This is a genomic window from Desulfarculus baarsii DSM 2075, assembly GCF_000143965.1.
In the GTDB taxonomy this organism is placed as follows: domain Bacteria; phylum Desulfobacterota; class Desulfarculia; order Desulfarculales; family Desulfarculaceae; genus Desulfarculus; species Desulfarculus baarsii.
Genome location: NC_014365.1, coordinates 1,923,846 through 1,948,221, shown reverse-complemented (window position 1 = coordinate 1,948,221; position 24,376 = coordinate 1,923,846). Strand labels below are relative to the sequence as shown.

26 protein-coding genes and 1 tRNA gene are annotated in these 24,376 nt (G+C 63.3%); 12 read left to right on the top strand and 15 right to left on the bottom strand.

Features of this window, described 5'->3' with window-relative positions:
* The first annotated feature begins 3 nt into the window (after positions 1–3).
* From DEBA_RS08675 to hflX, 8 genes are all read left to right on the top strand, one after another.
* Positions 4–1,290 (top strand): MiaB/RimO family radical SAM methylthiotransferase, encoded by a 1,287-nt coding sequence (locus DEBA_RS08675; protein ID WP_013258552.1) that lies wholly within the window; start codon positions 4–6, stop codon positions 1,288–1,290.
* 200 nt (positions 1,291–1,490) lie between these two features.
* Positions 1,491–3,167, top strand: coding sequence for a tetratricopeptide repeat protein (locus DEBA_RS08670; RefSeq protein ID WP_187288525.1), 1,677 nt, complete (start codon positions 1,491–1,493; stop codon positions 3,165–3,167).
* The gene (locus DEBA_RS08665) at positions 3,164–3,628 is read left to right on the top strand and encodes an NUDIX domain-containing protein (protein ID WP_013258550.1); all 465 of its coding nucleotides are present in this window, start codon (positions 3,164–3,166) and stop codon (positions 3,626–3,628) included. The genes DEBA_RS08670 and DEBA_RS08665 overlap by 4 nt, the downstream gene beginning before the upstream one ends.
* A gap of 71 nt (positions 3,629–3,699) precedes the next feature.
* Positions 3,700–4,125 (top strand): 30S ribosomal protein S6, encoded by a 426-nt coding sequence (rpsF, locus tag DEBA_RS18125; protein WP_013258549.1) that lies wholly within the window; start codon positions 3,700–3,702, stop codon positions 4,123–4,125.
* An 18-nt stretch (positions 4,126–4,143) separates the two neighbouring features.
* Entirely contained in the window at positions 4,144–4,380 is a 237-nt protein-coding gene (rpsR, locus tag DEBA_RS18120) for a 30S ribosomal protein S18 (protein ID WP_013258548.1), read from the top strand.
* Positions 4,381–4,532: 152 nt separating this feature from the next.
* Entirely contained in the window at positions 4,533–5,042 is a 510-nt protein-coding gene (gene rplI, locus DEBA_RS08650) for a 50S ribosomal protein L9 (RefSeq protein ID WP_013258547.1), read from the top strand.
* Positions 5,043–5,045: 3 nt separating this feature from the next.
* The gene (dnaB, locus tag DEBA_RS08645; RefSeq protein ID WP_013258546.1) at positions 5,046–6,437 is read left to right on the top strand and encodes a replicative DNA helicase; all 1,392 of its coding nucleotides are present in this window, start codon (positions 5,046–5,048) and stop codon (positions 6,435–6,437) included.
* Between the two features lie 13 nt (positions 6,438–6,450).
* Positions 6,451–8,094 carry a GTPase HflX gene (gene hflX / locus DEBA_RS08640; protein WP_013258545.1) on the top strand — a complete coding sequence of 548 codons (1,644 nt, stop codon included), beginning with the start codon at positions 6,451–6,453 and terminating at the stop codon, positions 8,092–8,094.
* On the opposite strand, the gene DEBA_RS08635 is transcribed toward hflX, so the two are convergent.
* Positions 8,091–9,041 (bottom strand): bifunctional riboflavin kinase/FAD synthetase, encoded by a 951-nt coding sequence (locus tag DEBA_RS08635; protein ID WP_013258544.1) that lies wholly within the window; start codon positions 9,039–9,041, stop codon positions 8,091–8,093. The two genes, hflX and DEBA_RS08635, sit on opposite strands and share 4 nt — an antisense overlap.
* A gap of 143 nt (positions 9,042–9,184) precedes the next feature.
* Between DEBA_RS08635 and DEBA_RS08630 the strand changes: the two genes are divergently transcribed.
* A tRNA-Leu gene (locus DEBA_RS08630) sits at positions 9,185–9,271 on the top strand.
* Here the strand turns inward: DEBA_RS08630 and DEBA_RS19035 are convergent.
* Positions 9,225–10,454 carry a tyrosine-type recombinase/integrase gene (locus tag DEBA_RS19035; protein ID WP_013258543.1) on the bottom strand — a complete coding sequence of 410 codons (1,230 nt, stop codon included), beginning with the start codon at positions 10,452–10,454 and terminating at the stop codon, positions 9,225–9,227. The two genes, DEBA_RS08630 and DEBA_RS19035, sit on opposite strands and share 47 nt — an antisense overlap.
* A gap of 221 nt (positions 10,455–10,675) precedes the next feature.
* On the opposite strand from DEBA_RS19035, the gene DEBA_RS08615 reads away from it, so the two are divergent.
* A complete protein-coding gene (locus DEBA_RS08615) occupies positions 10,676–11,725 on the top strand; it encodes an IS481 family transposase (protein ID WP_013257321.1) in 1,050 nt (349 codons plus the stop codon).
* 37 nt (positions 11,726–11,762) lie between these two features.
* Here the strand turns inward: DEBA_RS08615 and DEBA_RS08610 are convergent, their stop codons facing one another.
* The 13 genes from DEBA_RS08610 to DEBA_RS08570 all read right to left on the bottom strand — a co-directional run bounded on the left by DEBA_RS08610 (position 11,763) and on the right by DEBA_RS08570 (position 21,536).
* Entirely contained in the window at positions 11,763–12,221 is a 459-nt protein-coding gene (locus DEBA_RS08610) for a hypothetical protein (protein ID WP_148227826.1), read from the bottom strand.
* 179 nt (positions 12,222–12,400) lie between these two features.
* A complete protein-coding gene (locus DEBA_RS08605; RefSeq protein ID WP_013258542.1) occupies positions 12,401–14,020 on the bottom strand; it encodes a terminase large subunit in 1,620 nt (539 codons plus the stop codon).
* 5 nt (positions 14,021–14,025) lie between these two features.
* Positions 14,026–14,406, bottom strand: coding sequence for an HNH endonuclease (locus DEBA_RS17725; RefSeq protein ID WP_013258541.1), 381 nt, complete (start codon positions 14,404–14,406; stop codon positions 14,026–14,028).
* Positions 14,406–16,280 carry a bifunctional DNA primase/polymerase gene (locus tag DEBA_RS17025; RefSeq protein WP_013258540.1) on the bottom strand — a complete coding sequence of 625 codons (1,875 nt, stop codon included), beginning with the start codon at positions 16,278–16,280 and terminating at the stop codon, positions 14,406–14,408. Before DEBA_RS17025 ends, DEBA_RS17725 begins: the two co-directional genes overlap by 1 nt.
* Positions 16,277–16,420 (bottom strand): hypothetical protein, encoded by a 144-nt coding sequence (locus DEBA_RS18390; RefSeq protein ID WP_013258539.1) that lies wholly within the window; start codon positions 16,418–16,420, stop codon positions 16,277–16,279. Before DEBA_RS18390 ends, DEBA_RS17025 begins: the two co-directional genes overlap by 4 nt.
* A 61-nt stretch (positions 16,421–16,481) precedes the next feature.
* On the bottom strand, positions 16,482–16,709 hold the full coding sequence (locus DEBA_RS17720; protein WP_013258538.1) for a helix-turn-helix domain-containing protein: 228 nt from the start codon (positions 16,707–16,709) through the stop codon (positions 16,482–16,484).
* Positions 16,706–17,245: a phage portal protein gene (locus tag DEBA_RS18895; RefSeq protein ID WP_187288524.1), complete on the bottom strand. Its 540-nt coding sequence runs from the start codon at positions 17,243–17,245 to the stop codon at positions 16,706–16,708. The genes DEBA_RS17720 and DEBA_RS18895 overlap by 4 nt, the downstream gene beginning before the upstream one ends.
* Entirely contained in the window at positions 17,197–17,805 is a 609-nt protein-coding gene (locus DEBA_RS18890) for a phage portal protein (RefSeq protein ID WP_050762291.1), read from the bottom strand. The genes DEBA_RS18895 and DEBA_RS18890 overlap by 49 nt, the downstream gene beginning before the upstream one ends.
* Before the next feature lie 62 nt (positions 17,806–17,867).
* Positions 17,868–18,380 carry an HK97 family phage prohead protease gene (locus DEBA_RS08585; RefSeq protein WP_013258537.1) on the bottom strand — a complete coding sequence of 171 codons (513 nt, stop codon included), beginning with the start codon at positions 18,378–18,380 and terminating at the stop codon, positions 17,868–17,870.
* A 52-nt stretch (positions 18,381–18,432) separates the two neighbouring features.
* Positions 18,433–19,725, bottom strand: a complete 1,293-nt coding sequence (locus DEBA_RS08580) for a phage major capsid protein (protein WP_013258536.1) — start codon at positions 19,723–19,725, stop codon at positions 18,433–18,435.
* Between the two features lie 94 nt (positions 19,726–19,819).
* Entirely contained in the window at positions 19,820–19,957 is a 138-nt protein-coding gene (locus DEBA_RS18385; protein ID WP_013258535.1) for a hypothetical protein, read from the bottom strand.
* Entirely contained in the window at positions 19,950–20,495 is a 546-nt protein-coding gene (locus DEBA_RS08575) for a MerR family transcriptional regulator (protein ID WP_148227825.1), read from the bottom strand. The genes DEBA_RS18385 and DEBA_RS08575 overlap by 8 nt, the downstream gene beginning before the upstream one ends.
* Before the next feature lie 381 nt (positions 20,496–20,876).
* Positions 20,877–21,536 (bottom strand): PEP-CTERM sorting domain-containing protein, encoded by a 660-nt coding sequence (locus DEBA_RS08570; protein WP_187288523.1) that lies wholly within the window; start codon positions 21,534–21,536, stop codon positions 20,877–20,879.
* 760 nt (positions 21,537–22,296) lie between these two features.
* Between DEBA_RS08570 and DEBA_RS08565 the strand changes: the two genes are divergently transcribed.
* Together DEBA_RS08565 and DEBA_RS08560 are read left to right on the top strand one after the other, a co-directional pair.
* Entirely contained in the window at positions 22,297–23,346 is a 1,050-nt protein-coding gene (locus DEBA_RS08565; RefSeq protein ID WP_013258533.1) for a branched-chain amino acid ABC transporter permease, read from the top strand.
* 36 nt (positions 23,347–23,382) lie between these two features.
* On the top strand, positions 23,383–24,258 hold the full coding sequence (locus DEBA_RS08560; protein ID WP_013258532.1) for a branched-chain amino acid ABC transporter permease: 876 nt from the start codon (positions 23,383–23,385) through the stop codon (positions 24,256–24,258).
* The last annotated feature ends 118 nt before the right edge of the window (positions 24,259–24,376 follow it).

Genomic DNA, 24,376 nt, shown 5'->3' with positions numbered 1-24,376 from the left:
GGCATGTCGGCCAAACGCTTTTGCCTGCACAGCCTGGGTTGCAAGGTCAACCAGGCCGAGGCGGCCCATCTAGCCGATGAACTGACGGCCCTGGGCTGGACCCGCGTGCCGGAGGCGCGGCGCGGCGATCTGGCCGTACTGCTTACCTGCGCGGTGACGGCCTCGGCCTCGCGGCAATCACGGCAGATGGCCAGGCGTCTGGCCCGCGTGGCGGGGCCGGAGTCGGTCGTGGCCAGCGGCTGCGGGGTTCAGGCCGAGGCCCAGGCCTATCTGGCCGAGGGCGTCATCGTGGTGGGCCGGGCGGAGCTTGCCCAATTGGCCCGGATCATCGACCGGCAAGCGTGGCCGGAGCAGGGCCCGCCGCCGCCGCCCGACGCCGGCGCGTTTTGCATGGGCGCCCTACAGCCGGGCGAGTTGCGCGGCCGGGGCCTGCTCAAGGTGCAGGACGGCTGCAACGCGGGCTGCGCCTATTGCATCGTGCCCGCCACCCGGGGCCGACCGCGCAGCCTGCCGCTGGCGCAAGCCGTGGCCGCCTTTCGGGGCATGGCCCAGGCCGGCGCGCAAGAGATCGTGCTGACGGGCATCCATCTGGGTCGTTGGGGCCTGGATCTGGCCGGCAAGCCGCGCCTGGCCGAGCTGTTGGAGGCCATGCTGGCCGCCGACGACCGGCCCAGGCTGCGCCTGTCGTCGCTGGAATCCCACGAGATCGAGCCCAGGCTGGTGCAACTGGCCGCCGCCGAGCCGCGCCTGTGCCCGCACTTTCATCTGCCCCTGCAATCGGGCGACGACCGCGTGCTGAAGGCCATGGGCCGGCCCTATTCGGCCGCGCAATACGCCCAGGTCGTCCGTGATCTGGCGGCGGCCCTGCCCAGCCCGTGCCTGGGGGCCGACGTGCTGGTGGGCCTGCCCGGCGAGGACCACGCGGCCCATCGCCAAACACTGGAGCTGTTGGAATCGCTGCCCATCAGCTATCTGCACGTGTTTCCCTACTCGCCCCGGCCGGGCACCCGCGCGGTCGAGATGCCCGGCCGGCCTTCGGGCCACGAGGTTGGCCAACGCGCGGCGGTGCTGCGGCGGCTGGGCCAGGCCAAGCACCTGGCGTTTCTGCGCTCGCGCATCGGCCGGCGGCTGGAGGTAGTCGTCGAGGGCGGCGGCCTGGGCCGTAGCGCCGATTACTGCCTGGTGACCCTGGAGCATGGCCCGCCGCCGGGCGAGCGCCTGAGCGTGCTGGCCGGCGAGTTGATCGAAACGCCCCGTGGCCCCGGCCTGCGCGGCCAGCCGGTGGCTTGAGTCGGCCACGAGCGCTTTGACTATCGCGGCCGGGTTCGGTATTGTTTATTAACGCCAATCCCGGCGGCAAGGCGCGTCTGGTGCGTATGGTTGTCAGGGCAAAACCGCTTGCGATGCTGATATGCCTGGCCGTGCTGACAGGCCTTTGGCCCTGCCCGCCAACGGCCCTAGCCGATAGCGCGCCCAAAAGCCCTTATTCATTGCAGACCATCGACCTGGCCGTGAGCGGCCGCTTGATCCAGTTGAAATCCGGCAGCGCCCTGGCCCTCAACCCGGACGTCTCCTTCAACGTGGTGCGAGCCAGCACCGACGCCTGGTTTGACTTTGGCCTGGATTATCGCCTGCGCAGCCACCCCAGCTACGACCTGCGCGCGCCGCACACCCTGCGCGAAATCCTGGGCGAGGACAAGGTCTACCACGTGGAGGCCGTGGCTCTGGACGTCTACAAAAACGGCCTGCCGGTGGGGACTGTCTCACTTTTGGTGCGGCCGTCGTCGCTGGACTGGCTGCGCCGGGCCCAGAGCGTCGAGGCGTTGGAAGACAAGATCCTGTGCATGAAAAAGGTCTGGGAGCTGACCCCCGGCGATGAGATGGTCTTTCAACAGCTGCTGGGGCTTTTGATCGAAGCCCATCAATACGACCAGGCCGTGGAGATGCTCAAGGCCGCCCTGGCCGAAAAGGACGACCCGGCCCTGCAACGCAAGCTGGCCGATCTTTACGCCAAGCAGGACAAGCCCGAACAGGCCCTGGCCCTCTGGAGCCGCCTGCTGCCGGCCAGCCCCCAGGACGCCCAACTGCTTTCGGACATGGCCGCCGCCCAGGAGCAACTGCGCCGCTGGCCCCAGGCCGCCGAGAGCCTGGACCGCCTGGCCGGCCTGCAACGGGGCCGCCTCAAGGCCGCCACCCTGCTGCGCCAGGCCAAGGCCTTGCAACTGGCCGGGCAGACGGAACGGGCCGTGGAGGCCACCAGCCAAGCCGCCACGGCCGATCCCCAAAACGTGGCTGTCTGGAACGATCTGGCCGATCAAATGGGCGCGCTGGGCCGGCGCGGGCAACAACTGGACGTCCTGACCAAGGCCGCCGACCTGCATCCGACCGACTTCATCCTGCAACAACGCCTGGCCACGGCCCTTTTGGAGGCCGGCCGACGCGACGAGGCCCTGGCCCAGTTGGAGCGCCTGGCGGCCATGCGCCCCGACGACGCGGCCATCTTGCTTAAAATGGCCCGACTGCTCGACGAGAAAAAAGACCGCAAGCGCCTGACCGAGCTCTATGACCGCCTGGGCAAACTGCGCCCCGACGACCCGGACATCAACTTCAACCTGGGCGTGCTGCATCTGGACGCCGGCCGGTTGGATCAGGCCGCCGACAAGTTGGCCGTGGTGGCCAAGGCCAAACCCGACGACCTGGATGTGCAGGAGGCCTATTTCGAAGCCCTGGCCAGCCAAAAGAAATGGGATCAAGCCGCCGAGCAGGCCGCGGCCATGTTCGCCGCCAACGACGCGGCCAAAGTGGCGGCCATCGTTTATCCGGGCCTGGCGGCCAACCGGCCCGACAAACTGGCGGCCATGCTGGACAAGGCCCTGGAGGCCAAACCGGCGGCCAAATCGCTCTACGAAATGCGCGCGACCCTGGCCCTGGACCGCGAAAAACCGCGCGAGGCGGCCAAGGCCCTGGCCAAGGCGGTGGAGGCCTTTCCCGACGACCTGGCCATGGCCATGCGCCTGGCCGAACTTTACGAGGCCCTGGGCAACGACGCCAAGGCCCTGGCCCTGTTCGAAAAAATTCTGGACAAAAACGCCGATTATCCCGAGGCCCAGGAACATTATCTGCAACTGAAAACGCGCATGCTCTCCAACTCCGACCGCAAAAAATGACCCCACCATCCTTGAACCTGGCCCGGCCGGTCATGGACGTGGCCTGCGCGGCCATCTTTCGCGGCGGCCGGTTATTGCTGGCCCAGCGCCAGGATAACGGCCTGTGGGAGTTGCCCGGCGGCAAGCGGCGGCCCAGCGAAACCATGCGCCAGTGCCTGCGCCGCGAGATCATTGAAGAATTGGCCTGCCGCTTGACTCCGCTGGCCCTGCTGGGCCTGCTCCGCCAGCGCCGCGCGCCCGGGCCAGATCTGGCCTTGTGGGCCTTTGGCTGCCGGCTGATCGGCCCCCACGAACCGCGCGCCCTGGAGCACCTTGCCCTGCGCTGGGTTCGGCCGGCCGAGGCCGACGGCCTGGCCCTCTGCCCGGCCGATCGCCTGCTGCTGGGCCTCTGGCGGCCGCCCAGGGGGCCGATCAGCCGCAATTGCTTGCGCAGGCTTGACAAATCGCCTGGCAAGTGGTAACCAATGACACTTCAAGTCACACTCCTTTCTCCGGCCGGGCGGCCGGGGACATCAGACCAAAGGGAGGTCAAATGAGGCATTACGAAACCATTTTCATCATTGATCCAGAGCTGCCCGAGGACGAGTGCTCCGCCGTCGTCGATAAATTCAAGGGCATCCTGGAAAAAGACGGCTCCGAGATGGTCAAGGTCGACCTGTGGGGCCGCCGGCGCCTGGCTTATCAAGTCAAAAAGTACACCAAGGGCTTTTTCGTGCTGTTCGAGTATGGCGCCAAGCCCGCGGTGGTCGACGAGCTGGAGCGCAATTTCAAGATCGACGAGCGCGTGATCCGCTTCCTCTCCGTCAAGCTGGGGGATGTTTTCGATCAGGAGGCCATCGCCCAGGCCCAAGCCGAGGCGGCCGCCAAGGCCAGCCGGCGTAGCGCCGAATCTTCCGATGACGACGATTTCGACTCGCGTTTCTCGGAAGAAGACACTGAAGAAGACTCGGAAGAATAACCGGCGGGAGGAATCACAATGGTCAACAAGAAGAGAAGGTTCGGTCGGCGCAAGGTTTGCCGTTTCTGCGCGGACACCACCATAAAGATCGACTACAAGGACCCGCGCACCCTGCGCTATTTCACCACCGAGCGCGGCAAGATCATCCCCCGGCGCATCAGCGGTTGCTGCGCCAAGCATCAGCGCGAGCTGACCCTGGCCATCAAGCGTTCGCGGCACATCGCGCTGCTGCCCTTCGGCTCTTCTTATATGTAGGCCGCCCCAAGACCAGGCCGCGGGCAGGTTCACAGCCGCTTGAACACCCACCACGCGCCCATGCCGGCGCGCGGCGCGGGCCTGCCGTTGACACATGATCACTTCAGCCGACCCGGCGCTAACGGGTCGGCCCGACCGCGGAGGAAACACCAATGCAGGTCATCCTCATCAAAGAGGTTTTGGGCCTGGGCGATCCGGGCGAGTTGGTCGAGGTCAAGCGCGGGTACGCCCGCAACTTCCTCGTGCCCCAGGGCCTGGCCGTTCTGGCCACCAAAAAGAACATGGCCGCGGTGGAGGCGGAGCGTAAGCGCATCGCCGTCCAGCAGGCCAAGGAAGCCGCGCGTATCCGCCAAGAAGCCGCCGGCGTATCCGGCGCCTCGGTGACCATCAAGGTGCGCGCCGGCGAACACGGCAAGCTCTACGGCTCGGTCTCCACCAAGGAGATCGCCGCCGCTCTGGCCGAGGCTGGTCACGACATCGATCGCCGGCGCATCATGCTGGACAACCCGATCAAGGATCTGGGAAAATACCCCGTCAAGATCAAGTTGCACCCGCAGGTGATCGTCGAGGTCTCGGTGACGGTCGAGGGCGTCTTCGCCAAGGACGAACAGGCCGAGGCCGCCGCCGGCAAAGAGGTCGAGGAGTCCCAAACCGAGGAGTAGCGCGTGGCCCAGCCGGGACCGGGCCCAAGGCGGGTTCCACCCCATGACCTGGAGGCCGAGCAAGGCGTCCTGGGCGGGGTGCTCAGCCAAGGGGAGGATGTGCTGGCCGGCATCGCCGCCAGCCTCAAGGCCGACGCCTTCTACGACCGGCGACACGCTCATATCTATTCGGCAATGCTGACCCTTTACGACAAGGGCCGGCCGGTGGACCTGATCACCATAACCAGCCGTTTGCGCGATGACGGCCGGCTCGACGAGGTGGGCGGCGCAGCCTACCTCGCCGAGCTGGCCGATATAGTCTTGTCGCCGGCCCACGTGGACCACTACGCCGAACTGGTCCGCGACAAGGCCCTGCTGCGCGCCTTCATCGGCGCGGCCACCGAGGGCATCGAAGAGGCCTTCACCAATCAGGGCGATCCAGACATGGCCCTGGAGGCCGCCGAAAAAGCCATCTTCCAGGCCACCCAACAGCGTCTGAACAAAAGCCTTTTGCCCATGCGAGACGTCGTCTCCTCGGCCCTGGCTGTCATTGAGGCGCGCTTCAAAAACAAGGGCCAGGTGCTGGGCGTGACCACCGGCTTCAAGGCCCTGGACCGCCTGACCACCGGTCTGCAACCCGGCGATTTGATCATCATCGCCGGCCGGCCGTCCATGGGCAAAACCGCCTTTGCCCTCAACATCGCCGCCAACGCCGCCTTGCGCGGCGGCGTGCCCACGGCCGTATTCAGCCTGGAAATGAGCGCCGAACAACTGGGCCTGCGCCTGCTGGCCAGCGAGGCCAGGGTCTCGGGCTCCAAGATCCGTAGCGGCTTCCTGAACCAAAACCAAGACTGGCCCAACCTAACCGAGGCCGCCGACCGCCTTTCGCAGGCGCCGATCTTCATCGACGACACCCCGGCCATCACCGTCCTCGAGATGCGCTCGAAGGCTCGCCGCCTGAAAAGTGAGCATAATCTGGGCCTTGTGTTGGTCGACTATCTCCAGCTCATGCGCGGCCGCGCTAACTCCGACAGCCGCGAGCAGGAGATCAGCGACATCTCGCGCTCGTTGAAAGCCCTGGCCAAGGAACTGGACCTGCCGGTGGTGGCCCTAAGCCAGCTCAACCGCAAGGTCGAGGAGCGACCCAACAAACGGCCCATCCTCAGCGACCTGCGCGAATCCGGAGCCATCGAACAAGACGCCGACGTCATCGCCTTTATCTACCGCGATAAGGTTTATCGCCAAAAGAGCAACAAGGAAGATGGCGACGACGCGCCCGTCATGCCCGACGACAACATCGCCGAGATCATCATCGGCAAACAGCGCAACGGCCCCACCGGCACAGTCAAACTGGCCTTCCTCGACGATCTGACCAAATTCGAAGACCTAGCCCACGACGACGATTTCGTCCAATAACCGCGAGGCCCATTTGCCCAAACTCATCGGCTCGACCCAAGGCCTTAAGCCAAGCCAGATCAACCGCTTGAACAACCTCTACCGCCGTCGCCTGCCACCGGCCGAGGTCTTGCTGCCCGAGCAGGCCCGGGCCCTGGCCGCGCTATCCCACGAGATCGGCCGACAGATCGGCCTGGTGGTCGACCGCAAAGGCGAGGTGCGCCAGGTCGCCGTGGGCGGCCCCGACTCCCTGCCCCACATCGACGCCAGCCGCATGCGCCACGGCCGCGCCCGCCTGGCCGGCGTGGCCCTGGTGCACACCGCCCTGGGCCCGTCCGGCCTCTCCCAGGCCGACCAAACCGCCCTGCCCCAACGGCGCTGGGATTATCTGGCCGTGTTGAACGTCGACGACCAGGGCTTGCCGGGCCTGGTGCGCGTCGCCCACCTGTTGCCCCAGCCCGAGGACGGCCAGGACGTCCGCCTGCTGCGGCCGTTCATGGCCGGCCAGACGCCCCACGACATGGCCGCGCTGGTGCAATCGCTGGAAGACGAGTTTGCCCGCCTGGCCCCGCCCCTGGACGTGCGCGCACAGGCCGCCGCCATCTTGGTCAGCGTGACCACCGGCTCGCGTCAATTGGCCGAGGAGCACATGGACGAGTTGGCCGAACTGGCCCGCTCGGCCGGGCTGGAGGTGCGTGGCCGGGTGGTCCAACGCCGCCAGCGCCTGGACCCGCGCACGCTCATGGGCCCCGGCCGCCTGGCCGAGGTGCTGCTGCTGGCCCTGCGCCAAGGCGCCTCGGTGGTGGTCTTCGACCAGGACCTATCGCCCGGCCAGGCCCACAACCTGGCCTTGCTCACCGACAGCGACATCAAGGTCATCGACCGCACCCAGCTCATTTTGGACATTTTCGCCCAGCGCGCGGCCACCCGCGAGGGCAAGCTCCAGGTCGAGATGGCCCAACTACGCTACCTCATGCCGCGCCTGACCAGCCGCGACGACGGCCTCAGCCGCCTGACCGGCGGCATCGGCGGCCGCGGCCCCGGCGAAACCCGGTTGGAGATCGACCGCCGCCGCGTGCGCGAACGGCTGCATCGCCTGGAAAAAGACCTGCAAGAGGTGGGCAAGCAACGCCAGCGCCGTCGCGACCAACGCAAACGCGGCGGCGCGCCGGTGCTTTCCATCGTCGGCTACACCAACGCCGGCAAATCCACCCTGCTCAACACCCTCACCGGCAGTAGCGTGCTCTCCGAAGACCGCCTCTTCGCCACCCTGGACCCCACCACCCGCCGTCTGCGCTTCCCCCAGGAGCGCGAGGTCATCGTCACCGACACTGTTGGCTTTATCCGCGATCTGCCAAAAGAATTGCGCCAGGCCTTTGCCGCCACCCTCGAAGAGCTGGCCCAGGCCGACCTGCTCTTGCACGTGGCCGACGCCAGCAATCCCATGGTCGAGGAGCAGATAGCGGCGGTGGAGCGCACATTGGATGAACTGGACCTGACCCAGGCCCCGACGATTCTGGTGCTCAACAAAATAGACAAGGCCGACCCCGAGGCCGTGACGGCCCTGGTCAATCGCCACCAAGGCTGGCCAGTGTCGGCCCTTGATCCGCCAAGCCTGCGGCCGTTGCTGGCGGCCATCGAGGGCATGGCCTTTGGCCAAAACGCCGGCGCGGTTTAGGCCTGCCGGCGGCTGAGGTCTTGATCCAACACGCAGTGGGCGCGCTGGATGTCCTTGGCGATTTGGGCCTTGAGTTCGTCGGCCGAGGCGAATTTTTGTTCGCCGCGCAGGTATTCTATGAAAATGACCACTATGTGCTTGCCGTAGAGGTCGCCATGATAATCTAGCAGATGGGTCTCGACGCTCAGTTGGGCGTCGGCGAAGGTGGGATTGTTGCCGATGTTGGTCACGCCTTTGTGCAGCTTGCCCTGGTCATCCTGCACAAGCACGGCGTAGACGCCCTCGGCCGGCAAAAGCTCGTCGCTGACCTTGATGTTGGCCGTGGCGAAACCCACCACCTTGGCCCCACGGCCGTGGCCGCTCACCACCGTGCCGGCGATGCGATAGTTGCGGCCCAGAAGCTTGCGCGCCTCGGCCAAATGACCCGCGCCGACCTCCTGACGCACCCTGGTGGAGCTGACTGCCCGGCCGTCGACCAGCACCGGCCCGACCACGTGCACGGCAAAGCCGTGTTGCGCGCCCTTTTGCTGCAACAGCTCCAGATCGCCCAGGCCGCGATGGCCAAAGCTGAAATCGTAGCCCACCACCACTTCGGCCGCGCGCAGGCGGGCCACCAGCAGCTTGTCCACGAAATCATCGGCGCTGAGGGCGGCGAAGCCAGCGTCAAATTGCACGCACAAAGCCACGTCCACGCCCTGGGCCTCGATCAGTTGCAGCTTTTGCTCCAACGGGGTGATCAGCGGCAGGTTGACCGCCGGCCGCAACACGCGCATGGGGTGCGGCTCGAAGGTCATGGCCAACGACGCGCCGCCCAGGGCCAGGGCCCGCTCCCTGGCCTTGGCGAACAAGGCTTGATGGCCCAGATGCACGCCGTCGAAGTTGCCGATCGTCACCACGGGCGATGGGTATTTTTGCCTCAACTCCTCCAGGCCGCGCAGCACGATCATGTCGCCCTATCCTCCGATGCAAAATGTCGCCAAAGAAAAACAAAGGCCCGCGAAACCCCTTGACAGGCGCGGATAGTGATTATATATTTCGCCGTGCCGGTTGGCAAGTTCCGCATAAAAAACGCGGGATTGTCGGGGCAAATGCCGAAGTGGCGGAATTGGTAGACGCGCTAGGTTCAGGGTCTAGTACCCGTACGGGTGTGGGAGTTCGAGTCTCCCCTTCGGCACCAAAAACGAAATTGTCCCGTAATCCTGATGGGTTACGGGATTCTTCGTTTCGTAGGGTGCGCGGGGGGTGCATTCCGGCGCGGCCTCGTCAAGCTGGTTAACCGCGTCCCGATTGCTGCTCGGTATAAGGTGGCCGTAGATATCCACGGTCATGGAAATGCTGGAATGGCCAAGCTGTTCCTTGACGTAAACCGGGCTTTGGCCGGCGCTCAAAAGCAGGCTGGCGAACGTGTGCCTGATATCATGCACGCGCATTTCCCGCAGGCCGGCCTTCTGCAAAATCCGCTTGAAATGGTTGCGGGCGCTATTTTGCGCGATGGGCAGGCCGCCCTTGTGGAAGATTAGCGGCGCTAGTTCGCCCCGCCCCGCTCCCACCGCCTCACGCTTGCGCTTGGTTTGCAGAGCGCACAACGTTTCGAACAATTGGTTGGACATGTCCACGCGCCGGGCCTTGCCGGTCTTGGTTGACGTGGTGTATCCGCCCTTGAACGAGCGCCGCACCACGATGAAACGGCCGTGCCAATCAATGTCGCCCCATTGCAGGGCCAGCAGTTCGCCAAGGCGCATGCCCGTTCTGAAGGCCGTCAAAAAGAAGGGGTAGCGCTCCGGGTAGTGCTTGGCGCACGTCTCCAGGAACAGGGCCACCTCTTCATGGGTCATGGGCTCAACCGTGTTGCCGTCGTCACGGCCCAGGTTCAGCCGCTTGGTGATGCCTATCACGGGGTTGGATGGGATCAGTTCTTCATCGACAGCGAAGCCCATCACGCCGCTGATGGTGTCACGCACGATGCATACCGACGCCTTGGAAAGACCTTTGCTGTAGATGCCCAGCAGCAAATCACGCACCTGGCCCCGGCTGATCTGATCCAACGGCAAGCTGCCCAGCTTTGGCGTCACGTACTTTTTCAGAACGTCTCGGTAACGCTCATAGGTGGCCGGACGCCGCGTGTGCTTGATGAAGCCCTCAAGCCAAATCTGGGCATAGTCGCGGAACAGGGGCAGCTTGACCTTTTCCGGGGCCACCAACCCGCACTTGCGTAGCACCAACTTGGCCTTGATCTTTTCCGCCACCTCCAGGGCCAGACGTTTACTGCCAACCTTGCGGCTGGTGCGGTGGCCGTCTTCGTTGACGAAAACCCACCAGACGCCGGAACCACTATCCTTCTCTCGAACGACTACCCCCATCAAGTCCTCTCTTTCCATGCCTTAATGGCATACTCCATAAATTCTGCACGGATAGCCTCAAGTAAGCTGTCTAAGAAATCAGGCGGCAACATCTCCTCCAATCTGTGCTGATCTAGTAATGACCTGACAGTCGACCACGTAGAGGAAGTGGTCATGCCGCCCTTGGTTGGGGTAGGTTTGTAGTTGCGAAACTCGAACAAACCTCAACACAGGAGGGCAACATGACCACGGAGAAGAAGGTAGCACGAAGGAAGCTGAGTCTGCTAGAGCTTGCTGGGGAATTGAGCAACGTCAGCCGGGCCTGCAAACTGATGGGCTACTCGCGGCAGCAGTTTTACGAGATTCGGCGCAATTTCCAGACCTACGGCGCACAGGGCCTTGTGGACCGTTTGCCCGGCCCCAAGGGGCCGCATCCCAATCGTGTGGAAGCGGAGGTTGAGGCGGCGATCATGGCTTACAGCCTGGAGTATCCGACCCACGGAGCGCTTCGCGTGTCGCAGCAATTGGCCCTTCGCGGCGTGCAAGTGAGTTCCGGCGGCGTGCGAGGCGTGTGGAGTCGCCACGAGATGCTCACGCGGCACGAGCGTCTTTTGCGTCTCGAGCAATCGGTTCGCGCCCAGGACATTCAACTCAGCGACGAGCAGATTCGGGCTTTGGAGCGCTTCAGCCCGGAGTTTCGCGACCGCCACATCGAGGCCCGGCACACCGGGGCCCTGGTGGCGGTGGACACGTTTTTCGTTGGCGCGCTCAAGGGCGTGGGCAAGGTGTATCTACAATCGGTCATCGACTGCCACAGCCGCCACGCCTGGGGTCGCCTGTACACCAGCAAGCTTCCGGTCACGGCGGTGCATGTGCTCAACGAGGAAGTGCTGCCGTGCTTTGAGGCCCACGACGCGGTGATTGAGACGGTGCTTTCGGACAATGGGCGAGAGTTTTGCGGCCGGCCAGACCAGCATCCGTATGAGCTGTTTCTGCAGCTTGAGGGGATCGAACACCGCACCACCAGGGTGCGTCGGCCTCAGAGCAATGGCTTCGTGGAACGGCTTCACCGGACGCTCTTGGACGAGCATTTCCGGATCAAGGGCCGTCAGAAATGGTATGAAACCTTGGATGAGATGCAGGCCGACTTGGATGAGTATCTGCGCCATTACAACCATGAGCGGGCGCACCAGGGCCGGAACATGAACGGCAGGACGCCGAGTCAGGCTTTCCTGGAGGGCCTGCCCGGGCGTAAGAAGCCCAAGGAAAAGGCGTCCCAAAAGGCCGCCTAAAAATCACCCCGCCAGGGGCGGCAGTGTCAGGTAAATACTATATCTGTACATCCAATCCATGCGCGGAGATAGCCTCTTCAATAGAGAACAACCAAGAGCCCTGCTTGAACTCAGCTTCCGCTAGAGAAACAGCCTCTTTTTCCGTTTGGGCATTTTCTATTTCATCCAGCAAGCCAGCTAAAACAAAGGACTCTACCTCCCTCTCCGCTATGCTTGCTATGTCATATTCTACCCCTATAGTTTCAGTAACTACGTCGTCAAGATCTTCAGTCTGTTCATTAACAATGTAGTGGACCTTCTGTTTGAGGAAAAAGTCTGAAGGTTCGCCCACGGTCCGAGCCCCCAACACGTGGGGGTGCCTTTCTATGGTGATAGCCCATCTGCCATTGCCCAAATCATTGACATCCTCAACCCTGAATAAATGGCGGTCTTTAAGACCTTCATCTACCAACTTCCCGTCATTGATCAAGTTGAAAAGAATTTCCAATGGTCTCATTAGTCCACCTCTTCCTTTTTCTCGAACAGTTACGCCCCCAAAAGCTCTTTTTTTTGGTGAATAACTTTTTTAACGTATCCGCTTCAAAGTTAAACCGCAAGCCCAAGGACACGCCCCGACTAAAGATCGTGTGCCCTGGTAGCTCTCCGTGGTTCTAAATAGCCAATATGTGATGATGGTCATAAGTTTATCACCATGGGATGGGAAAAATCGTATTCCACCAGCTTTTCGGCCCGCGCATGCAGGCCCATGGCCATGACCAGCGCCACGATGCCGTCAACTTTTTCCCGTGACCGCGACTTGCTTATCTTGCGCCCGCCCGCCGGGTCCGTTTCGACCACAACGTTACTGGCGCACCACGTCAAAACAGGATGCCCGCCATGGGCTATTTGGCGTTGCAGGATGCCAGCTTCCAGCAGGTCCACCGCCGGGGCCATGTCCTTGAAGCCCTGGCCCCACGGGGTCAACGGCAACTCGACGCCCTCATCCGCCAGGATCACCTTCAAGTCCTCGACGCGCCACCTGTCGTAGGCCACGCCTTTCAGGTCGAACCTGGAAGCCACCTCGGCAAGGCGCATGGCAATGGCCCGTCGGTCGATGGCCCGGCCAGGCGTGGTTTCGATCAAGCCTTGGCTGGCCCAGGTCCGATATGGCACGCGGTCGTTGTCTTCTCGCTCATCCAGGTTTTCGGCCGGAACCCAAAAGAAGGGCAACACCGCGCCGCCGTCCTCGGGGAAGTAGAGCACCAGCGCCGTCAGGTCCGTGGTGGAACCCAGGTCCAGCCCGGCCCAGCATGGCCGGCCACGCAAAGCCTCAACATCCACCGGCCCGGCGCAGGCGTTCCAGTCGGCTTGGGCGATGAACCGGCCGTCAACCTCCGTTGGCCTGTTCAGATACAGGCTTTCAAAGACCGCCTGCTTGGCCGGAATGCGCTTGGCTTGCGCCGCGAACTGGCGCATTTCCTCGAGCGCCCGGAAGTCGCCAAGCGCCGGATTGCAGGCCCGCCAAACGTCCTCGCTCCAGGGGTCCGCATCCGGCGGCGCGGCGTAGATGATCGGCAAAAACGTTTCGTCCTCGATCACGCCGTCCAGCAACTTGCGGCCATAGTCCACCAGTTCGGTCATGACGTGATGTTGGTCGCTGGATTGCGTGCTGATCACCACCATGAGCGGCTCCCGCCTAGCGCCCGCGCCCGTGTCCAGGTTGTCAAACAAATGCCGGGTCCGCGCCTGGGCAAGTTCGTCGTAGACCACGAAACTTGGGCTCAAGCCATGGGCCTTGCGGTCGTCGCTGGACAGGGCGTGATAGACCGAACCCGTCACGTCGTCCTCGATGGCCTTTCGAAAGCGTTGCACGTTACACCTGGCCGCGAACTCGGGAACAGCGCCGATCACCGCTTCCATCTCCGCGAAGATGATTGACGCTTGGTCTCTGTCGGCCGCCGCCGAATAGACTTGGCCGCGCTGTTCAGCTTCTGGCCCAATCAGGTGCGCCAGGGCCAGGGCCGCCGCCAGGGCGGTCTTGCCGTTCTTGCGGGGCAGGGTAAGCAAGGCTTTGCGCACCACGCGCCGACCGCCCCGCGTCCGGTAGAGCGCTCGCACAATCCGCTTTTGCCAGGGGCGCAGCCGGAAGCGCCGGCCCGCATGCATGCCGCTGGTGATGGGCAGGCTCTCCACGAAAATAATGACGCGGGCCGCCCGGCTCAGCCCCGGCCGCTCCCAAAGAAAGCAATGCGCGCCAATTTCGCGGGGCGTGTCGGCCGTTTTCAGCGGCCCGGCTTTTGGTCCACGTCGGCCCATGCTAACTAACTCTCTTCTGCGATGGGGCACACCGGTCTGTGTGCGTCAGCCCCCAGAGATTTTTCCCCGACGGCCCCGTCGCCGTTCCACCAATGGTCCTTGCCCAGCGGCCAGCCAGTGGCCGCGTCAACCGCCCTGTCATGCTTGCGTTGCCAACCGCCGCCGTCTTGGGCGTTGGTTTTTTTGGAATGGCAAGAGTGACAGAGCGGTTGCAAGTTATTGCAATCACAGGGCATTCCCCCATAGGCAACAGGCTTGATGTGATCGACGTCGGTTGCGGCGACGATCTTCCCGGCCCGCCGGCATTCCCGGCACAATGGTTCGCTTCGAAGAACCTGAAGCCGCAAGCGCCGCCAGCGAGATGTTGAGTATGGCCAGTCAGACATTACGCGGCCCTCCCGAGTGTCGCCTCGTACTTCGTGGCGTAGGCGGCCCGCTCGCGGTCGTCCAGTCGCACCCAATCAGATACGGGCTCCAAGCGCCAGCCGTGGTGTATCACAAAGTGCCGCTCCAGACCGTTTGGGTTGCGGCCGGGGTAGGCTTTGGCTTTGACAATTTTCAGGGCGCACACTGTGCGGCCTCGGGCGTGAGTTAGCACGTCCAATGCCATGTAAAGGCGGCTTTTCTCAGCCGTCGCCTCGCCGCCGCGCCCAAAGGTTGCGCCGGTTTTTTTTTGCAGGCAGACGAATGCAACGCCGTTGCCCAGCGCGTCATAGACGCCCCTAATATCGGAAGCAATCTTGAAGTATTCGCCGTCCCGCTCCTCAAGGTAGTCGACGACGGTCAACCCGTCGCGGTTGTGGGCGGCGATGGCGTCGTCAAAGCCGCTGGCGAGAGACGCGGCGCGGACGGCTCGCCAATGGTCAAGGGGGTCGCCGAAAGCCCCAACGCGCTGGCGATACTCTTGTGGCCCCATCTCCGACATGCAATAAAGCAACTCCTGGCGGCCGATGTTGTCGCGCAGGATGTTGAGCGCCAGGGCCGTTTTTCCTGCATTGGTCTGGCCGGCCAGCACAACGATCGACTTGGGGGGGAGGCTCACCATCTGGTCAAGGCCCAGGGGCAATGCCAGCCCAAATGGCTGGCCGTCTGTGCTGGCCAGGTCAACGAACTCCAAATGGCTAGCCAAAATATGGAACCGCCCCGCCTGGCGGGGATCTCTCTTAATCTTCTTTTCTTCTATAAGGCGTGTCAGGACCATCGACCGGTTTTTTCGGTCGCGCCGATCGACTAGTCCGAACTCCCGGTCAACGTCGGCCGTCGTGAACGAACCTGTTGAATTTGCTACCCATTCGCTGATTTCAGCCGCAAGGTTTCCGCCGAATCTAACGGAATCACCCCGTCCACGCTGGGCCATATCCTGTCCACAGGTGTCCACACCTGTCCACAGGTGTCCACACCTGTCCACACCTGTCCACACCTGTCCACAGGTGTCCACAATGTCCACATTGTCCACATTGTCCACATTTCGGGGTTCCCTGATCCCGGCGGCCAGCCCCGACGCCACCGTGGCCGCCACTTCGCGCTGGCCGAGTCCCAGGGCCAGGCCGGCCCCGATCAAAGCGGCCCTGACTCCATCCTCGGCCAGCAGGCCGGCCCCCACAAGCTGTCCCACGGCGAAGGAAGAATCGTTGATTTGCCGGTTTCGCCCCCCCTGGCCAGCCAGTGCGATTTTTGTCAGTTCATCGGCCAGGGCGTGTCGCCCGTAGCGGGAACAGGGGGCGCGCTCACCCTGGGGCAAATTTGCCCCAGGGTCCACCTTGACACCCGCAAGCATCCTTTCCTTGGCCCGCGCCCGCACCACGTCTTCGAGTTGCGCAGGTAATTCCGGTGGTGCGCAATCCCAGGGGGCGACCAGCCATTCACGGCCTGGCCCCGGCGGGGCCACGACGTATCCGCCCTCGGCGCGCACGTCCACGGCGGGCATGACGCCCACGGCGTTTTTCATACCCTCGCGGTGGGCAAAATAGTAATGTCGCCCCCGTGGCGTGGTGGCAATGGGCAGCTCCAGCCCATCGGGCAAAAGGGCCTCAGCACGACTAATCGCCTCGGAATTGTCGGCGTCAACGACAAGCAGATTGCTAACCTTTCCCGTCACAACACCTACCATCGCGCCGGGTTTGCCAAACCAGTCGGCGAGTTCGCCGGCCTCGGGCCGGCGGGTCTGGTATTCGGCCCACGGGCGAAGGGGGCGCTTGTCTGCGCCCACGGGGATCGCCGCCCAGCCCAGGCTGGCGTATCTTTGCGCGGCCTCAATCATCGCTCGCCCTCCTTGACCAGCAGCCGATCCAAGGCCAGGCTGGCCTGGCGGTCAAAGGGCCGATCGACGGCCCGCTCCAGCCACCGGCGGCGCAGGCGGCCAAAAAAACGCTTGACTTTTGCCCAGCGTTCGGCTATCATATTGTTATCCTTTCGTTTTGATCTGTGGGGCCGCTGGTGTTGGCGCACCAAAAGGCCCCGTTCAATTTCGGCCCAGCCCCGACAGAACCTCGTCAACGATTTTGTCGGTTTGGCCGTGGTCCACCGCGTGATTTTCTAGCCATTCCCGCAGCTTATCTGGCGACACCAACGTCACGCCGCCCACCTTGAAGGCAGGCAGGCCCTGGCCTACCCAGCTCCACAGCGTCCGCTTCGACACGCCGCACGCGGCGGCCGCCTCGGCGACTCGCAAGTAAAGCCTTCCCGTCATTCCGCCACCTCTTCGCCCCAGCCGTCGCCGCCGGGGCGCGGGTTCCAGCCCTCCAACTCGCGAATTTCGTTCGGCGTCAGCACCTTGTTCCGCAAGGCAATTTCGTAACTTGCCCATCGGGTTTTGTCGTCGCCTTTCAGGAAGTCGGACAGGTCGAACTCGACGCGATAGGCCCGCTGGGCCTCGGAGCTGAAGCAGCCACGCATGATGGCCGCCTCAAGTCGGCGACACCACGGGCGCAGGGTGTGCGTGGCGAACCAGCGGCCGGCGGTTTCGGAGTTGGTGAAAGAGCTGTGGTCCCAGATACCCACGAGCGGCGGTGGCACCTGGAAAATGCGCGCCAGCTCTTCGGTGGCGAAGCGCCGGCTGGCCAAAAGTTCGGCGTCCTCGGGGCTAATCGAAATAGGCTTGTACCTCAGGCCCTGATCGAACACCATGATTTTGCCAGAATTTTCAACGCCTTGATGAGTCTCCCGCAAACGAAGCTTCAGTGCGTCCCAGCTCTCTGGCGACAGCTTGCCCTCGGCTTCAACCACGCCGGAAGGCGCGGCCCGGTTGGCGTGAACAGCTCGCAGTTTTGCGTTTCCAGGGCGGCCGACACCGCCCCGGCGGCCCGGCTGAGCCTCGACCGACCGATAAGGCCGTCGTCGGAGCGGTCCCGCAGGTGCATGACTTCATCGCCCAACAGCCGCCGGCGGGCACCAGCAGGGCCATGCAGGCCCAACGAATCTGTCACGTCGTAGGCCACGCGGCCGCCGGGCAGAACCACCACGGCGACTTGGCCCCAGGGCCACCAGCGCAGACCGGCCAGCCGACCGCCCCCGTCGCGGACGACTTCCACAAGCGCGCTCCCGCGCAGCAAAATGTCGGCCACCGCCGCGCCCCAGAGTTCGGGCCATGTCTGGTGGTCGTTGGGGCCGCTCCGTTGCATTCGGGCCAGCGGGTGTGCTTCGTCCTCCGCCAGGCCGGCCGCGCTTTGCTTGTAGACGCGGCACGGCAACGAGCCCAGGGAGCCCGCGACCAGCTCCACGCAGGCGGTCACGGTCGCGATTTGCTCAGCCGCCCGAGCGTCCACGGCCAGGGCCGCCGGGCTCATTGACACCGCCGCCCAACTTGGGTCAATCGCCCGTTTTTCTTGATTTTTACGCCAAGGTAGTTTCATCGGACAGTCTCCAACCATCGCCTTGCGCAAGCCAGGCGAAGGCACCGCGAGCGGGCCTGAACCGTGGTGCCGTCGTAGGCCGGCCAGGCCGCCACGATCGAAATTTCGTGCAGGTTGACGCGGCGCAGTTCCCGCCGGTCGCCGCGCCAGGTCTCGCCACCGGCCGGCACGGTGAATGCGAAGCTGCAACCGCCCAAGTCGCCCCGCTCGGCCAGGGCCAACACGTCACGGCCCAGGCTGGTGTCAGGCAAGTCCAGGCTGAAGGCCAAGCCCCGCGAATCTTCCGCCAGGCGCAGGGTTCCGCTTCGCGTCCGGGCCAGCAGCCGGCTGGTGTCGTGATCGACCAGCGCCAGGACGTCGCCCGCCAAGGAATCGGCAAAAGCGCCCGGCCGGACCACCTCGGTGAAGTCGGCAATCCGGGCCTCGCGATCGAACACCGCCGCGTAACCCTCCAGCCGTCGGCCCGTGGCCCGAAATTCCGCCGCCGATCTGAACTCGTGGTTCTTCATGGTTCCTCCGAAGCCCTGGAGCCAGCCGCAGCCGGCCCCAGGGCGTTGAGCGCTAAGCGCCGACGGCCAAACGGCCCAGCACAAAGCTTTCGGCGTGGCGGATGGCCACGTCGCAGTGCAACATTGCCCGGACCAAAATCAGACCTTTTTCGTAGGCACCGGTAGCGTAGGGGTTGGCCAAAATGTCCAGCACGCCCCAGCTTCCGATCAGGACGTCGGACCAGTCGCCGAAGAGCAGGGCGTGCTCGTTGCCGCCCGAGCCAAGCGTGGCCGGGGCCAGGTTGGACGACACCAGCGGATAGCCCGCCAGGGCGGCCGGCCCGTCCATCAGGTAATCGGCCGACACCGCGACGTCGGAACCGTCGACCTCCTTGGGCGCGGAACGCAGGGCCTTGACCATGCTCGGCGTGGTCAGCCAGCCTCCCGCGCTGGCGTTGGCCAGCTCGATTTTTTCCACGAACTCCAGCACCTTGGCCCAGGTCAGGCCGCCGGAAATGTCCACGGTACCAAGGCCCGACGTGCCGATAACGCCCGTCGGCTCGTTGGCCCCGCCGCCCTTGATGGTGGCCATGGCCAGGGCGCGGCCCAGGCGGTCAGCAAGGTCACGGCGGGCGATGGCGTCAATGTCTGGCGTGGCCTGTAGCACCATGGACCGGGACCAACCGGCCATGGCGGCCACTATTTTTGGGCTCATCCTGATCTGGCCGAAAGCCAGGTCGCTGGGGGTGATCGTTTCGCCCTCGCCAACCCAGTAGGCTGTGGCCGCGCCGATCTGGCGCGGAATGGCCACGTCGCCCACCAGCCCCTGGACGTTGCGCACGCCCAGGCGGGTCAGCGGGTTGGCGTCACGCAGCAGGTCAACGAACTGATCCGGCCGGTGATCGGTCCCGATCAGATGGCCGCCAGCGCCGGCCTCGGGCGCGGCGGTGGTGATGGTGCGCCGTTCCTGCATGGACTCCAGGGGCAAGGCCACGCCCTGGATGGGTAGGCCGGCCCGCTTGGCCAGCTCCGGCTGGAGTTCGCGAATCCGGCCGACGTCGCGGCCGGGCAAGTCGCAGGCCAGAGCGATGGCGTCCAGGACAGACACGCGCCGGCACTCGACCGCCAGCCGATCGTCACCGCCAGCCACCGGCACGCCAGCCGCCCGGCGGTCCGCTTCATCCAGAAAGGCTTGGCGCTCGATCTGACGCTCCAGGGCGGCCACCTCGGCCTTGGCCTCGGCAAAGCGCCGCTCCTGGCCGTCGCTCAGGTCGCCGCCCTGGCCCTCGGGCCGCTCGGTCAACGACCGCATTTCGGCCACCAGCGCGGCCCGCTTTTCCCGTAACTCGTGGATTTTAAAAGACATAGGCTCGTCTCCTTCGAAGACGAGCCCTTTATCGGCGGGGTGGTCTTGTGTCGTTGGTAAGGCGGAGCCCAGGCGGGCGCGGCCGGTTGAAAAGCTAGTTGTCGCTTTTTGCCATGGTCCTGATCAGCGCCACAAGGTGGCGATACTCCAGGGGTTTCTCTTGCCTGATCCGCCGAAGCAGCCCGGCCAAGTCGGCGTCTGGCTGGGGTTGGGGTTGTGGGGTTTCACTCACCGATGGCCTCCTTGATTTTTCGGTCCAGGGCGTCCAGCGTGCGAAGTGCGAGCGCCCAGCAGTCAACCGCCGCCCACGCGGCGGGTCTGAAACGATCAAGCGGATCATGGCCCGGCGGCGCGGGCTCGTTATTGAGAGACCATGACAGGCCCGACGATGAATCGGCCCAGAAAACAACAAGATATCGATACAGCGGAATCATGTCCTCGCGCCAAGGGCCAAAAACACCAGCCAGCTCAAGGATTTTCTTCGCCGCGCCTGACTCGATTATGTCAGCCGTGTCTTGTGCAAACCGGCCCGGCTGGAACCCCAGCCGCGAAAGCTCGGCAAAACCGGCCAGCTTCAGCAAGTCGTACGCCGAAAACAGCATGGACCGGCCCACGCCGGGCCGGTCTGTTTCCAGGTGCCGCCGATTGATCCACTGCCGGATGGTTCCGGCCGGCACGCCCACCACCGATGACACGTCGGCGGTGGTGAACATCGGCTCTGTCGCCTGTTCGGTGAAAAGTCGCGCCAACATATGAATTCGTTCGTCCACGCCTTGCCTCGCCGTTACACGTGTAACCTGCCCATAGAATACACATGTAACCCATACTTGTCAAGCCGCCGTGGGCACTTTTTGAAAAAAACCGCCCCCGTGGGCGGGGCGGTTTGGCTATACTCGCGTGCTGTGCAAATTGGTGAAAGTGTGTGCTCCAGGGTGCGCGGGGGGTGTGTTTTGATGGTCAAAAACCACTGTTTCACGCACGATAAGTTATTGGTTTCACTACATCTTTACGGCTCTCCCCTTCGGCACCACAAGCAAAACGACGCGGCTCGGAAACGGGCCGCGTTTTTTGTGCTCGCGCCATGGCCACGGCGCAAAAAAACGCCCCGACGGAGTGATCCGCCGGGGCGCGGCGTTCAAGCGAGGGCCAGATCAGCTCCGGCGACGGCGCAGGGCCAAGCCGCCCAGGCCCAGGGCCGAGCCCAGCAGCACCAGGCTGGCCGGCTCGGGGGTGTTGCTGCTCTGGTTGGCCGTGGCCACGATCAGGTTCTGCAACTGATCGTTGGTCACCACGGTGTAGGTGTTCTGGAAGACGTAGTTGCTCAGATCCTGGGTCATGACGTCGTTGATCATGGACGCGTAGAGCAGGTTTACGTTCCAGGTGTCGGTGTTGGAGTACCAGAAGGTGAACTGGTCGAACCGGTCGGGCCGGCCCACGTGCATGCCAGTGTGGGTTACCTCCCAGATCGCCGCCGACAGGGCGGTGATGGTGGCCTTGCGCGAATAGCCATCCACGGGCTCGTCGTCGTTGAGGCCCATGGCGTATTGGTCCATCAGATAGGCGGCGCGCTTGTATTCCAGGCCGAAGTCGGACTGGGCGATATCGGTGAAAACGCCGCTGGAGGCGTTTTGGAAGATATCGACGCAATAGCCGGTGTAGCCCGATTGGCCGTTCATGGTCACGTCGAACTCGGCGGTGTAGGCTTCCTTGTCCTTCCAGCCCTGGTTGACGTTGTTACGCACCTTGACCTTGGCGGTGTAGCCAAGCTCATAGCTGATTTCGATAGTCGAGGCCAGGGCCGAAGAGGCCATCGTGAGCGCCGCCATGACGGCGATTATGATTAGGGCTGTCTTTCTCATGGCAACTACCCAAAGTCCTAGATTGTTTATTCAACGAAAACGCCATGTTGCTCAAGAGAAGCCTTTTACTCTCCTGATTACCCTAAAGATAGTCATCGCCTGGGAATAATTGCAAGCGGTTTTTGCACAATTGTGATTTTTTCACAATTCCGGGTCGCTCGCTATGGGGTTGACGCCGTCAAATGGTTTTAGTTAAACTTTGTTCCAAATAGCGCACTCAAAAAAACCCGCCGTCATAAAGCCTCGCTAGTAATTTTTAGCACAATATGCCTCCTTGCCGCACTTTTTAGCCAAACAAAGCAGCCCATACGGAATTTTCGGTTGAATATCAAAGATGCGGTAGGCTAGCATGCTCTTAATCGCGGCGCGCCACCGCCGCGGGGCATAGGCCAAACAGCGCCATGGCGCCTGTTCAATGCATCTAGAGAGGATCAACCGACCGTGTTTTTGGCCGTTTGCGTTCAAACAGGACCAGTGCTGGACCTTCCCGGCGACAGGCTGGAGCAGGCAGTGCATGCCGGGTGGCCATCGAGCCATGCATTCACCCCTGGCCGCGGCGTACGCGGCAGTGGTGGCGGGACTCGTCGCCTAGCCCCCCCGACAAAGTCATCGACAGCAAGCCGCGGGAGAGTTTGGGCCAACAACCGCCCCGCGGAGTCAACCAAAACGGTTTGTAGCCAGTGAAAATGCAACTGGTGGAGGAAACGCGCCTATGGAAATGAAACGTGACTACTACGAGGATTTACGCCTTTTGGACAGCGGCGCGCAATGGTTTTGGTTCATTGCCCTCATCGTGGCCCTGGGCGTGTTTCCATTGTTCGGCGATTCGTATCAAATCTATACGGTCAACCAGATGGCCATCAACGTCATCGTAGCCCTGGGCCTGAATCTGCTGGTGGGCTACACCGGCCAGATCAGTCTGGGCCACGCCGGCTTTTTCGCCATTGGCGCCTACGGCACGCTGGTGATGATGATCAAGCTGGGCCTGCCCTTTGTGGTGGCCCTGCCCCTGGCCGGCCTGCTGTCGGCGTTGTTCGGCTTTTTGCTGGGCCTGCCGGCCCTCAGGCTGGAAGGGCCCTATCTGGCCATCGCCACCCTGGGCTTTGGCCTGACCATCACCCAGATCCTGGGCCGCATCGAATACTTTGGCGGGCACATGGGCATCCAGGCCCCGCCGTTGGAGATATTCGGTTGGACGGCCACATCCGACGCCGCGCGCTACGCCGTGATCATGCCCATCGCCGTGATCATGGCCCTGGCCATGCGCAACCTGATCAAGACCAGGGTCGGCCGGGCCTTCGTGGCCATCCGCGACAGCGAGATCGCCGCCGAGTGCATCGGCGTCAACATCACCTACTACAAAACCCTGGCCTTCGCCGTCAGCGCCTTCTTCACCGGCATCGCCGGCGGCCTGATGGCCTTCGTGTTGGGCTTCATCAACCCCCACACCTTCAACCTGATGACCTCGGTGCTGTTTTTGTCCATGGTCGTCGTCGGCGGCCTGGGCTCGATCCTTGGTTCGGTGATGGGCGCGGTTCTCATCACCTATCTGGGGCAGGAGTTGGCCCAGATCAGCGAGCTGCCGGTCATCGGCCACGCCCTGATGGAGCTGAGCCAGCAATTTTTGTCCATCAACGGCCTGCCCAACGTGCAGTTCGTGATCTTCGGCCTGATCATGGTGCTGATCGTCATCTTCGAGCCGCTGGGGCTTTACGGTTTCTGGATCAGAACCAAAATCTACTGGCGCACCTGGCCGTTTTAACCAACGCACGCAACCTGTTTGGACAGTGGAGGAAATATGCTCGGCCAGCTCCTAGTCAGTGGAATCGCCATCGGCGCAACCTACGCGCTCATGGCCTTGGCCATGGTCATAATCTACAAAACCAGCGAGGTGCTCAACTTCGCCCAAGGCGACATGGCCATGCTCAGCGCCTTTGTCTCCTATTCCCTGCTCGAAAACATGGGCTATGGCTTTTTCATCTCCTTTTCGGCGGCCATCGTCTTCGCCTTTTTGCTGGGCGCGTTCATGGAGTACGCCTTCCTGCGGCGGGCCAAAAACCCCAATGTCCTGGGCATGGTCATCATCACCCTGGGCCTGCAGATGATCATCTACGGCCTGGCCTCGTGGAAATGGGGCGCCGACCAGAAGGACTTCCCCTTCCCGGTCAGCGACTTCGACGTCCACGACCTGGGCGGCGGCGTGGTGATCAGCGACTTGAACCTGGTGACCATGGTCGTGGCCATCGTCTTGATGCTGGCGCTGTTTCTGTTCTTTCGCTACACCAAGGCCGGCGTGGCCATGAAGGCCACCCAGCAGAACGCCCCGGTGGCGCGCTTGATGGGCATCCGGGTCAACCGCATCCTGATGATGACCTGGGGCATCAGTTCGGTGATCGGCGCGGCGGCGGCCTTCCTGATCGCCTCCACCGACACCCTGGACCCCAACCTGATGTGGACGCCCCAGCTCAAGGGCTTCTCGGCGGCGGTGCTGGGCGGCATGACCTCCTTGGTCGGCCCGGTGGTCGGCGGATTCATCCTGGGCGTGCTGGAAAACCTCTTTGGCGGCTATGTCTCGGTCGAGTTCAAAAGCGTGGTCGCCTTTGGCGTGATCGTCTTGATCCTCTGCGTCAAGCCCAGCGGCTTGTTCGCCAAGCATTACGTGCGCAAGGTTTGATCGTAATCAGTCCGGGCGGCCTGAACGCCACGGCGATCACGGGAGGCATTTAATGAAATACGCTTTGACGCAAGCGCTCCTGCCGCTGGTTTCCCTGGGTTTGATCGCCCTTACTTGG